The sequence below is a fragment of the Rhizobium etli CFN 42 genome (assembly GCF_000092045.1).
Classification (GTDB): domain Bacteria; phylum Pseudomonadota; class Alphaproteobacteria; order Rhizobiales; family Rhizobiaceae; genus Rhizobium; species Rhizobium etli.
Genome location: NC_007761.1, coordinates 2264723 through 2276268 on the forward strand (window position 1 = coordinate 2264723; position 11546 = coordinate 2276268).

Annotated in this window: 13 protein-coding genes, 1 tRNA gene and 1 pseudogene; 6 read left to right on the forward strand and 9 right to left on the reverse strand. The window is 59.9% G+C overall.

Annotated features, from left to right (window positions below):
- Positions 1-6: 6 nt before the first annotated feature.
- The 4 genes from RHE_RS11045 to RHE_RS11060 form a co-directional block, all read right to left on the reverse strand.
- Complete coding sequence (locus RHE_RS11045) at positions 7-1032, reverse strand: DNA polymerase III subunit delta' (RefSeq protein ID WP_011425424.1); 1026 nt, start codon at positions 1030-1032, stop codon at positions 7-9.
- On the reverse strand, positions 1025-1705 hold the full coding sequence (gene tmk, locus RHE_RS11050; RefSeq protein ID WP_041678649.1) for a dTMP kinase: 681 nt from the start codon (positions 1703-1705) through the stop codon (positions 1025-1027). The genes RHE_RS11045 and tmk overlap by 8 nt, the downstream gene beginning before the upstream one ends.
- A gap of 215 nt (positions 1706-1920) precedes the next feature.
- Positions 1921-3114, reverse strand: coding sequence for a D-alanyl-D-alanine carboxypeptidase family protein (locus RHE_RS11055; protein WP_041678870.1), 1194 nt, complete (start codon positions 3112-3114; stop codon positions 1921-1923).
- A 70-nt stretch (positions 3115-3184) separates the two neighbouring features.
- Entirely contained in the window at positions 3185-4291 is a 1107-nt protein-coding gene (locus tag RHE_RS11060) for a septal ring lytic transglycosylase RlpA family protein (RefSeq protein ID WP_011425427.1), read from the reverse strand.
- Positions 4292-4696: 405 nt separating this feature from the next.
- Between RHE_RS11060 and RHE_RS11065 the strand changes: the two genes are divergently transcribed.
- Positions 4697-5605: an Ig-like domain-containing protein gene (locus tag RHE_RS11065; protein ID WP_244425734.1), complete on the forward strand. Its 909-nt coding sequence runs from the start codon at positions 4697-4699 to the stop codon at positions 5603-5605.
- A 169-nt stretch (positions 5606-5774) separates the two neighbouring features.
- A tRNA-Ser gene (locus RHE_RS11070) sits at positions 5775-5864 on the forward strand.
- A gap of 181 nt (positions 5865-6045) precedes the next feature.
- On the opposite strand, the pseudogene RHE_RS35085 reads toward RHE_RS11070, so the two are convergent.
- Positions 6046-6129, reverse strand: a pseudogene (locus RHE_RS35085) (RidA family protein); the annotation flags it as partial.
- A 42-nt stretch (positions 6130-6171) separates the two neighbouring features.
- Here RHE_RS35085 and RHE_RS11075 point away from each other — a divergent pair.
- From RHE_RS11075 to RHE_RS11085, 3 genes are all read left to right on the forward strand, one after another.
- The gene (locus tag RHE_RS11075; protein WP_011425429.1) at positions 6172-6867 is read left to right on the forward strand and encodes a TetR/AcrR family transcriptional regulator; all 696 of its coding nucleotides are present in this window, start codon (positions 6172-6174) and stop codon (positions 6865-6867) included.
- Positions 6868-7014: 147 nt separating this feature from the next.
- Positions 7015-7386, forward strand: coding sequence for a hypothetical protein (locus tag RHE_RS11080; protein ID WP_011425430.1), 372 nt, complete (start codon positions 7015-7017; stop codon positions 7384-7386).
- A 190-nt stretch (positions 7387-7576) separates the two neighbouring features.
- A complete protein-coding gene (locus tag RHE_RS11085; protein WP_010035073.1) occupies positions 7577-7801 on the forward strand; it encodes an alkylphosphonate utilization protein in 225 nt (74 codons plus the stop codon).
- Between the two features lie 37 nt (positions 7802-7838).
- Here RHE_RS11085 and RHE_RS11090 read toward each other — a convergent pair whose 3' ends face one another.
- The 3 genes from RHE_RS11090 to RHE_RS11100 all read right to left on the reverse strand — a co-directional run bounded on the left by RHE_RS11090 (position 7839) and on the right by RHE_RS11100 (position 10322).
- Positions 7839-8645: a transglutaminase-like domain-containing protein gene (locus tag RHE_RS11090; RefSeq protein WP_011425431.1), complete on the reverse strand. Its 807-nt coding sequence runs from the start codon at positions 8643-8645 to the stop codon at positions 7839-7841.
- 127 nt (positions 8646-8772) lie between these two features.
- Positions 8773-9666: a transglutaminase family protein gene (locus RHE_RS11095; protein ID WP_011425432.1), complete on the reverse strand. Its 894-nt coding sequence runs from the start codon at positions 9664-9666 to the stop codon at positions 8773-8775.
- A 497-nt stretch (positions 9667-10163) separates the two neighbouring features.
- Positions 10164-10322, reverse strand: coding sequence for a hypothetical protein (locus RHE_RS11100; RefSeq protein WP_041678650.1), 159 nt, complete (start codon positions 10320-10322; stop codon positions 10164-10166).
- Between the two features lie 566 nt (positions 10323-10888).
- Here RHE_RS11100 and RHE_RS11105 point away from each other — a divergent pair.
- Entirely contained in the window at positions 10889-11143 is a 255-nt protein-coding gene (locus RHE_RS11105; protein WP_011425434.1) for a GlsB/YeaQ/YmgE family stress response membrane protein, read from the forward strand.
- 79 nt (positions 11144-11222) lie between these two features.
- On the opposite strand, the gene RHE_RS11110 is transcribed toward RHE_RS11105, so the two are convergent.
- Positions 11223-11504: a DUF883 family protein gene (locus RHE_RS11110; protein WP_011425435.1), complete on the reverse strand. Its 282-nt coding sequence runs from the start codon at positions 11502-11504 to the stop codon at positions 11223-11225.
- Between the last annotated feature and the right edge of the window lie 42 nt (positions 11505-11546).

An 11546-nucleotide genomic window follows, 5' to 3' on the forward strand; every position in this document is an offset into this window, starting at 1 on the left:
TCGCCGCTACCGACCCGGCTGCTTAATGTCGGCGAGAATGCTGATGACCGTCTGTTTGCGATCGAGATTATAGGCACTGGAAACGGCAAGCCGCTCGGTTATTTCGGAATAGAGCCGCGCCAGCCGCTCGGCGGTGGCGATTTCCCCATCGCCCGCTGCCGCACGCGCACGGTTCATGATGTCGTCGCCGACATGGCTGACGAAGAAATCGAAGATCGTGTCGCTTTCCTTGCCCGACAGCGCATCGGCCAGCCGGTGCATCGCCTTGCGGGCCGCCGGCCCTTCGGTGGTAAGCACCTCGTCATAGGCCGCGATGATCTCTCCGCCACCATAGTTCAGCAGCTTCAGCGCTTCACCGACGCTGCCCTTGGCAGCCGCAAGGACCGCCCCGCCCTCGCCCGATATCCCGAGGTGGCCAAGGGCTGCCACCAGCGCCTCATCTGAAAGCGGCGACAGTTTCAGCGGCAGGCAGCGCGAGCGAATCGTCGGCAGCAGCCGGCCCGGCGCGTGCGAGAGCACCAAAAACAGCGCCCGCTTCGGCGGTTCCTCGAGGATCTTCAGAATGGCGTTGGCTGCATTGCGGTTCATGTCGTCGGCAGGGTCGATGATGACGATGCGCCAGTTGCCGGTGCCTGACGTCTGCGAGAAGAACTTGCCGGCGCGACGCACCTCATCGACTGTGATCGCCGATTTCACCTTGCCGGTTTTTTCGTCCACCGGCCGGGCAAGGTGCAAGAGATTGTGCGAGGCGCCGGAGACGATCTGCCGGCTGACCGCAGAGTCAGGATCCGGATCGCCGATCGCCTCCGGCGCCGTGTTCGGATCGGGGTGCGAGAGCACATGGCTGGCAAAGCGGAAGGCGAGCGTCGCCTTGCCGATACCCTCCGGCCCTTCGATCAGGATTGCGTGATGGCCCTTGCCGGATCGGTAGGATTGCGCAAGGAAGGCTTCAGCCTCCTCATGCCCAAATAATCTGGTGTTCTCGGCGGGCCAAATGGCGCCGTCGAGCAGTCCCGGTCTCTCCTCACTCATAATGGGCGGCTTCCGGCGTCCGGGCGCGGTCAGTAGGCGACTTCAACTGCTTGACGATCGCCAGGATCTCAGCCGCGATCGCCTCTTCCGTCTGCATGGCGTTGACCACACGGCAACGCTCCGGTTCGCGCGCGGCGATATCGAGAAAGGCTTCGCGCCGTTTCTCGTGGGTTTCGAGCCGTTCCTTCTCGAAGCGGTCGGGCGCTTCGGCGGCGCTGCGCTTCTGCGCCCGCTCCAGGCCGACCTTTGCCGGAATGTCGAGTATCAAGGTGCAGTCCGGCACGACACCGTTGATGGCGATGCGCTGCAGCGTCTCGATGAAATCGGGGTCGAGATTGCCGGTAATCCCCTGATAGACGCGGGAGGAATCCATGAATCGGTCGCAGAGCACGATCTTGCCGGCGGCAAGGGCGGGCCGGATCACCTCTTCGACGTGATCATTGCGCGCCGCCGCAAAGAGGATCGCCTCCATCCGCGTGCCAAAAGCCTCGGCAGCGCCCGACAACAGCACGTGGCGCACGGCTTCCGCGCCAGGCGATCCGCCCGGTTCCCGCGTCACCAGCACTTCATGCCCTTCGCCTTTCAACGCTTCGGCGAGGCGGCGGATCTGCGTGGATTTCCCCGCGCCTTCCCCGCCTTCAAACGTAACGAACAGTCCCGTACCGGATGACAATGACAACTTCCCGCATTCCGGACGCCGCACGCCCGCGCGCCCCGCCTCTTCTATCTATCCCAAGACATCGGGAAGGAAAACCTTTCGCGGCGGCGACATAATCACCTTCCCCGGCAAATTGTATCAGAAGGTCAGGCATTCAAGTCTGGGGCATGACTGTGCGGCAACGGCACGCAGGAAAAGAAGATCTGTGCGCAAGAGCCTCATCCCGGCGTTCAGCCGGGGGCGGACCTGTCCCAGAGCCAGGAGAAGAACAGCGACTCGCCGAGTTCCAGCATAGCGTCGACCGCCCGGCTGCTGAGCGAGCCCTCCCCGACCGCCTGCGCGGTATAGAGCGGCACTTCCCTGAGCAGCCGGCTGCCGGCGAAAATCCTGAGAGTGCCGGCCTGATAATCCGGCTTCACCGGCGCCGTCAGCGGCCAGTGATAGACGATGCGCGCCGAAAGCCGGTCAGGGTTGCTGATCGGAATATAGACGCTGACCGGCGCCTTGGCGACGAGATCGACGGTGCGCGCCGAGCCGCCATAGACGCTGGCTGCGCCGATCACTTCATGTTCGGTGAAAATCTGACGGCTCTCGAAGGCAGTCAGCCCCCATTCGAGCACGCGCTTGGCCTCCTCCGTCCGCTCCTTGTCGGAAGCGATGCCGGCAAGCGCCAGAAACAGCCGCCGGCCATCGCGCTGAACCGACGCGACGATCGAATAACCTTCTCCCTCGGCAAAGCCAGTCGCAAGCCCGTCGGCGCCGAGATCAAGTCCGAGCAGCGGATTGCGGTTGCGCTGGAAGATCTTGTTCCATTCGAAATCCTGCTGCGCGAAATAAGGATAGAGATTGGGATAGGATTGCTGAAGGGCGGCGGCAAGCGTCACCATCTCGCGTGCCGTCACTTTGCTCTTGCCGTCAGGAAGGCCGGTGGAATTGCCGAACACCGCTTTCTCCATGCCGAGTTCGCGGGCGCGGCGGGTCATCGATTGCGCGAATTGCTGCTCGCTTCCGGCCATCCCCTCGGCGATGATGATGCAGCTGTCATTAGCGCCCTGGATCGCGACGCCCTTGATCAGGTCCTCGACGCGCACGCGTGATTTGAGGGCCGCAAACATCGTTGCCGTCCTCGACGGCGCGCCGCCGGTGCGCCAGGCATATTCGGAAACGGGATATTCGGTATCGAGCGTGATCTGGCCCTTGGTCACTGCGTCGAAGACCAGATCCATCGTCATCAGCTTGGCGAGCGAAGCCGGCGAAAAACTCTGATCCTCATTCTTGGCGAGAAGCACCGTGCCGGTGGAGGCCTCGATCATATAGGCCTGCGCCGCTTTGGTGGCGAAACCGGCTGTGCCCCCGTCGGCGGCATGTGCGCTGGCGGCGAGCGGCATCAGGCATGCAAGCAGACGAAGCACAGGCCTCAGCATCGCAATTCCCATCGGTCAACGGCGTTTTGAGAAGGTTAGAGCGCGGCGAAATTCGATGCAATCGCCATGCTCAACGCGCTGCCGATTTTGCCTGCTGGCGCTTAGCCGAGGCAAGGATGGAAGCCTGGGTCAGCCCGTCGTTGCGCACCATCACCGCGTCGAAGGCGAGATCGACCGTCACCGTCTTTACCGCCTCGCTCTGGTAGCCGAGCGCAAGAGAGCCCTGAGAGCCGCCATAGGGCCGCTCATAGGGCATGGGACCGATCTCCGGCAGCACCACCATCTGATCGAAGGCCGGCGCGGCCCTGGAGGAAGGAGCCGAGGGCGCCACCAGAACATGGGCGCCCGGCGCAAGGCCGGGCGCCGCGTTGTAGCGCGCGCTCGGCGTCGAACCCGCATAGGAGGTCGCCGACATCGGCACCGGCACATTCGCCGGCTGCGTCTCGTAGTCTTCGGCACTCTGCAACTGGTCGCGGGTGATCTTGCGGCTGTTGGAGGCGACCATCACGCCGGTAGCGATCTGCCCTTCCGGATTGACGCCGGGGATGCGGCTACCCTTCGGCACGTAAGAGGCCATCAGATAAGGCATGTCATGGCCGTCCATGCGGGCGCGGCCGACATATTGCACACGCACCTTGCCTGTGCCGCTATGCTGCAGATCCAGCATGTCGGCGGTCTTGTTGGAAAGGTCGATGATGCGGCCTTCGTGATAGGGACCGCGATCGTTGACGCGCACAATGATCGACGAGCCGTTCTCGACGTTGGTGACGCGAGCATAGCTCGGCAGCGGGAAGGTCGGATGCGCGGCGGAAAGATGCATCTGGTCGTAGACTTCGCCGTTCGCCGTCAGGCGTCCGTGAAAGGCCGAACCATACCAGGAAGCGATGCCGACCTTGTTATAGGAGAAGTCTTCCTTCGGATAATACCATTTACCCTTGACCACATAAGGATTGCCGACCATGTAGCGGCCGCCGCCCTTCGGGATGTTGTTGCCGGTGGCGACCCGCGGGCTGGCTTTCACGCCATATTCGGATTCAGAGAAATATTCCTTGCCGTGAGATCTCTTTTTCGGCACGGCCTGCGTGGTGCCGCACGCTGCAACCGTCGCACACATCGCCGATATCGCCAGCCACCGCCCTGCCGTTGCGAAAGACGCCGCCCCGTATCCCAATCTCATATGTCCCACGCCGCTCAAAGATCGTTATGGTTAAGAAACCTTGCCCCATCTCGGGTCAATAACGCCTTATTCCCACCCACCTAACGAGACTTTAATCTTGCTGAGTTCGTGGCAAATTTACGAACGATTTCGCAGCGATAGCGACAATTCTAATGATTATGGTTTACAAATTGCTAACGCAAAGCCCATTGCCCTGCCCTCCTGCTGTCCCGATGAGACCCGAAATCAGCGTGCCGATGCGGAGCACATGGTAAACGTCGGCCGCCTTTCAGAGGCCCAGAAGTACGCGGTCGAGACACTGAAGCATTCGTCCGAGGGTAGTATATCAGCTCGTGCTCTCTTCGTTGCATGTCCTTTACGGCGATGGCATCGGCCGTCACTCCCTTAGTGCGTGTAGTTTGTTGCTTGACTCAAAGTGGAGTAGAAAGTTTATTTGCAGCGTTCGGGTCCCAGCCCGGCGTCCTTTCCACGCTCATCTTTAGGAGACGAGCCATGGCAAATCACAAACCAATAGTGCCTGACGTCTCGGTCCACGACTACGCACCAGCGGAAGCCATCGAAGGGAACCTTCTCGATAACGCCTCGGATTCCGACGGCGATCGGCTACAGGTTCAGTTCGTCAACGGAATGAGAATTCCCAACAAGGCGGGCGAGCCGGGATATCTTACCATCGAAGGTGAGCACGGAACGCTGACGATTTGGAGCAACGGCAGCTATAGTTACACGGTCAATGATCCGAGCGCGCTTGAGCCCGGCGGAGTCTTCGGCGAGAATTTTTCATTCAAAATCGCCGATGGAAAAGGCGGCACCGATGTCGGCAGTCTCAGCATCGGAGTCCACACTCCTCCGCAAGGACAGTATTCCTTCGATTTCGAGGATGCTCCCACGGAATATCCCGGCCTGCCTGACATCGCCTCGGGCTATGCAGGATTCAAGTTTGGCGACAAACTCGATGGCAATCTTTGGACCGTCGCCGAATCCGGCGGCAACGAATACGTCGTCACCAATCCCTACAATCCGTTTTTCGAACGTGTTGACGGCAAGCTCTTCACCATAGAGGGCGTCGATGTCGCAACCAATTTCGACCCCGCCTATGAAGGTGTCGATGCCCTCGTAACCTTCGAGGGTTATATCGGTGGCAACAAGGTGAGCGAGATGTCGCTGACAATCTATGGTGACACCATTGCCGACGGCCAGCACATTTCGTTGGCAGCCTTGGGAGCGGTCGATTTTGTCCGCTTCGATATTCAGCCCGACGTCGAGCCGACGGGCTTTCCGCAGCTCGCATTTGACAACTTCACCGTCCTGGTCTGACGGCGCCAGGGAGAAGCGGCTCTCAAAGCCGCTTCTCTGCAGAACAGGTTGACGCTGCCATCAAAGCTGCTAAAACGCCGGCCTGTGAGTGAATGGGCAGCAAATCGGCAGAAACCACCGATCCACCGGAAAGACCGAAACGGAATTTCTTCCGGCCTCCCAAATACTTGGAAGAGTGTCCGAGTGGTTTAAGGAACCGGTCTTGAAAACCGGCGTGCGGGAAACCGTACCGTGGGTTCGAATCCCACCTCTTCCGCCATTTTCCACTTCTCATGTCCCGGCGTTCAGCCGCCCGATGCTGCAGGCCTTAAGGCGTACCCCAAGAGATCGAGTGCAGGCGGCGGCATAAAACGGCGGCCCCGCAATTTTCTGCAGCGATAATCCTCAGGTCGAAAGAAAGCCGGCAGCCTTGCCGTAGCCGGATCGATCGCTGCGACTATTCAAACGACGACGGGTTCGACCTCGAAGAGCATCGGATCGATTGCAAGTTTGGGAACGGGGACAAGGGTCTGCGCCGTCGTGGCTTTGTCGGCTTAAAACGACCTTCAAATCATCAGGAAGGACGCATGGCAGCCAAAGGCGGCTCTCAGGGTAAACGACCTCAACGGCCAGCTGGGTCACTTCCCTCCATGGAGGAGACGGGCAGTGAACCGGCCCTGTCGATCGAACGGATCGTGGCGACCGCAGTCGAACTGCTGGACGCCGAAGGTGTCGGCGGATTGAAGATGCGTCGCCTGGCCGATCGCCTCGGCGCGGGCGCGATGAGCCTCTATTGGCACGTCGACAACAAGGAGCAAGTCTTTGATCTGGCGCTCGACTCGGTGCTCGAATATCGCGGGACGCCGCAAAGCATTGAGGCTGAGGATTGGCGCGGCGCAATCTTTCACATGCTCGAGGACTGGCGCGCCAGCATGCTGCGCCATCCCTGGTCGGCATCGCTGCTGCCGCGCCGGGCGCTCGGCCCGAACATCCTCGGCCGTCTGGAGTTGCTGGGCAGGATCTTATCCAGAGCCGGTGTCGACGAGGCGGATTTGAACGGCGCGATATGGTCCCTCTGGAACTATGTGATGGGGGCGACCCTCACTCGTGCGAACTTCGACCTTTCGGACGAAGACATGCTCGCCGGACAGCAGCGCCTTGCTCATCTCAGCGCAGAATACCCAACGATCGAGCGTGCTCGTCTGCTGTTGGACAATGACTGGGACGGCGTTTTCAGGAAGGGTCTGGGCTTCCTGCTTGACGGGCTTGTTCCGAGCCGATGAAGAGGGGTTCAGCTCCCGAACTGATCAGCAAGTTCGGTCAGGATACTGACCAGCTGGTCTTTCACGATCTGTGCCAGGGGCGTCCGAGCCGCCTGATCCTGCACAAGAAGCCACAGATCTAGCCTTGGCCTGGGAATGTCTTTGAGGATGGGCACCACCCAGGTTCAACGCGCCCCTCAAGTCCGCTTCTGGGCCGCGAACGAAAGTGCAACATCCGTTTACGACAACATCGAGTATATCAGCGCACCGATGGAACCCCAGAAAATAACCGGCGTCAGGATCATCCCCACAACGAAGATTTTGGTCACCGCTAAACTCCGCAAGTTCGTTCACCGCGAAAACCTATTGCAGCGACCGAGGGTTTGGTATCGGCATGAAGTCCGAGGCAGATCGGACCTTGGTCTCAGTCTCGATGGCGCCCTGCTTCAGCGGCCGCGGCGGCAAGTCACGGCCGCGATGGCGAGTGCCGCGGCGATCGCCATCGCTGCGACGGCAAAGGCGATCTGCTTCCCTGAGTGAATAGCCTCGGGGCCTGCGACGGCGACATCCGATGTTCCCGATCCCGCGCATCGCTGGCCGCGCAGCTGTGTTCGTGAGGTTTGTTCAGCCGCGGATCGGGGGCAGGAGAACGAGAATCGGACGGGAGGATGGTGATTGACTCTCCCCTGTTGTCGTGATTTCCCCTCTCGCATCATCAAGCGAGGACATCATGGCCGACGACATCATCGTCAAGGACAGCAACGGAAGCCAGCTTCACGACGGCGATTCGGTGACGCTGATCAAAGACCTCAAGGTCAAGGGCACCTCGGAGACGCTGAAGCGTGGAACGCTGGTCAAGGGCATTCGCCTCACCGACAATCCCGGCGAAATCGAGTGCAACACCAAGCAGGTCAAAGGCCTCGTGCTGAAAACGGAGTTCCTGAAGAAGGCGTAGGATCTACCTGCTGCGGCCCGTGGTCCCTTGCTGCAACTTACGGCACTTCCTCGGTGATCACTTCGAAGCGGGAAAGCGTCGCCGGGCCGAAAGCCGTTGACATCGCGACGTCGGTGGCATCTCGGCCTGTCGCCATCAGAATTCTGCCGATACGCGGGGTGTTGTGGCGGGCATCGACCGTGTGCCAGTGGCCGCCGAGAAAGACCTCGAACCAGGCGCTGAAATCCATCGGATTGGGATCGGCTGGGACGCCGATGTCGCCAAGATAGCCGGTACAATATCTGGCGGGAATATTCATGCATCGGCAAAGCGCCATAGCGAGATGGGCGAAATCGCGGCAGACGCCGCTCTTGTCGGTAAATCCGCCATGAGCGGTCCGGAGAACGTCGGCCTTCTGATAGTCGAAGGTGATGTGGTTATGCACAAAATCGCAGATCGCCTGCACGCGCGCCCAGCCGAGCGGCGTCGATGAAAAGGTTTCCCAGGCAAAATCCGAGAGCCTGTCGGTGTCGCAGTAGCGGCTGCCGAGCAGGAAGACGAGCACCTCGTCAGGCAAGTCCTTGATCGCGTGCTGCACGGCCTCGGTGGGTACGACGTCGGCTTGTCCCGTATCGTAGATCTCGAAGCTGGTTGAAATCGTCGTCAGCCCCGGCGGAGCGACGATCCGGCTGCAGGCGTTGCCGAAACTGTCGGTATATGCCCAGGCTTCGATCGGCCGATCGAATGTCAGGACCTGCTCGCTTAGAAGATCGGCGCGACGCGAGGGGTGAATGTTGAGGACCAGCAGCATCGGTGTCGGCTGGATGCATTCATAGCCCAGATGAAATCCGGCGCGTATCTTCATTGCGGTTTCCTCGCCCTTTTCCCAGCATGGGTGGAGGTGAGTATGGAACGTCGATCGCGCTGCCCGGTTCCGCCGACCGCGGCTGTCGTTCGGCGCCGATCCAGCATCCCCGCCTGGCAATCGACCGCTACCCCTCTCTGATCCATGGCTGCCGCGTGGTCACGTTGACCTGCACCGTCATGCTGTCGAAATCCGAGCCATCGCCGTCATAGCTGCCGCTCAGGGGAATTGCCTGGCGCGGGTCGCGGGCAACGGCCACACGGATGAGATCGCGATTGCCGACGATGCCGTTGGTCGGATCGAACTCAGCCCAGCCCGCCCCTGGAAGATAGACCTGGCACCAGGCATGTGTTGAGCCGCCGCCGAGCACGGTGGAGCCGTCCCGGTCGGGGACATAGACATAACCGCTGACGAACCGGGCGGCCAGACCAAGCGTGCGGGCCGCCTCCATCATCAGAAGTGCGAAATCCCGGCAGGTGCCGGAGCGAAGCTGCAAGGTTTCGATCGGCAACTGCGTCCCGTGTTCCTGGCGCCGCCCATAAACGAAGCTTTCGCGAATGGCATAACACATTGTCATCAGCAGGTGCCCGGTCTCCGTCGAGTGGCCCACACGCACGAACCGCCGCGCCCAGCGGCCGACCTCATCGCCTGGATCGGGATAGTGGCGCTGCATCGCTGGCGCGAGATCGGCGATTTCGTCCTTGTCGTAAGAGAAGGGATAGGTCAGCGCCGCCTCGTCAATGCGGATATCGGGAGCGAGTTGAGGTGTGTGATCGAGCGTGATCCAGGTTTCGAAACGAAGCTCCGCCGACGGCCGCAAAAAATCGACCAGCGCCACGCAATTGCCGAAAACATCGTGGATCCAGCGCACATGGCTTTGCTCCGGATAGGTCGTCAGCGACGCCTCGATCAGCCGCTGGTCGAAACTGTCGCGCGGTCGGAACATCAGGCGATGCTCGCCGAAATCGACATCTCGGCGGTAACGATAGGACGTAATGTGTCGGACGGAGAAAATCGTCATGGGCTGGCGCCGGCTGATTTGTTCACGTTGCTGCTCCTACAGCGCCGCACGTCTTATCAGACGCCGCAAGCGCCCTGCCCCTTTCCCGGCTCATCCCGATTTCTTGTCATATAAGCAGGTTCGAAAGATTGCTATTGTACCTTCACCGATCGACGGCAGAGCCGTCCAACCTAAGAGGATAACATGCATATCATCTGGGACGTACTGACGCTTCTGCTGACCATCGGTTCGCTCTATGGCGGTCGCGAATACCGGATTATTCGCGCCCGTGCCCGCGCTCAGAATTGGGGCAACTTCTGACCCGGTTCTGACGCCGCTGCCGGAACCTTTCGGTCGCGGTTACGTCGAATGACGTACGGCGGCGCCATTAAGGAAATGCTGTATCAGTCGGGACGGTTTTCGTCCGTCCATTCTCTCTGTTATGTTATGCTAAGCCCGCCTCACCCCAGGCGGGCTTTTTTCATGCAAGATTTGCTGCGTGTCGCCGGCAGCCGCCGTTACTTCTTGGCGCCGGATGAAAGCACCCGATGAGTGGCATTATCCATTGCGTGGCTCGCCTCTTGTCCATCCTTCTTCAGCCCGTATGCGGTATTGCCGCAGCCGGAAAGCGTAAGCAGGCCAAGGCAGCAGGCGATAGCGATTGCAGCTTTTGACATCGAGGTTTTCCCTGATTGAACGAACCCCCGGAGAAATGACGCAGCCCGAGCCAAAATCAATCCGCCGGCGGCCGAACATAATCCAGCGCCTGCGCCGAATTGGTGCATCCGGCGGCTCCCTGTTCCGCCGAGGCACGGATTACTGCGGTTAGAACTCTCCGAAATGTAGAATTTCTGGACGGGAAGCAAGGCTGCTGCCAGTCATCCGTGTATTTCCTCCTCATATCTCCGCATTTTCGCGAGCGTTCCCATAATTTATCATTTTACTTAAATATAACACTTTACCAATTGTTAGTAATAATCTTGCGCAACTTGCACTTTGCCTTATGCTTTACTCAAAAACGGGAGAGGAAAGAATGTTAAGCAAAAGCCTGATCATGCCTTTCAGCTTCGCAATTCTTGCGCTAAGCGGCCTGCTGTTCCAATTCGTCGCTTACCTGTTGGAAACGCCGGTCACCGTGCTGCATCCCTGAGCGCTTAGAGCCTTTCCGGGTTAGTTCCCCCTGGAGTGGAACTTTCTTTCGTTTCGTGCATTCTTGCGAGTCGTTTCACCAGGAGGGATCACTATGGAAGACGCAGGCGTGGGCTGGATTGCGGCCATCATCATCGGCGGCATCGCTGGATGGCTGGCAGAAAAGGTCATGAGCAGCAATATGGGCGTGCTTATGAACATATTGCTCGGCATCGTCGGCGCGATCGTCGCCAACTGGATCCTGGGTCTCCTGCACATTCAGCCGCTGGCCGGATGGCTTGGTTACCTGATCACCGGCTTCATCGGTGCCTGCATTCTGATTTTCATCGGCCGCGCCATTCGCCGCTGATTGTCCAGGCATAACTGGCAGACATCACCAAAAGCCGGGCGCGACTTGCGTCCGGCTTTTTCTGTCCCGAATTCCATGTTCAGCGGCGGCTTAGCAGGCCGAAAAGATAGGCTACGCCTGCCGTTATCGCGAGCGCCATGATCGGTTCTTCGCGAACCTTGTCGCGCAGCCGTTCCGTCATCAGCGAAGCTTCGTCCGTAACCACCGACTTCGCGCCCTGTCCCAGCGATCGCACACTGTCCGTCAGTCTGGACAGATCTTCACGGAGTGCCGTGACCTGCGCCGACAGATCGTCTGCTGCGAGATCCGCCTTGACGCGCGCAGCGGTGGATTCGGCGGAAGCGGTTTTCAAATCTGCCATTGTCTGCTCCTGTTTCATGGGATGCCGCTTCAACGAAATGGC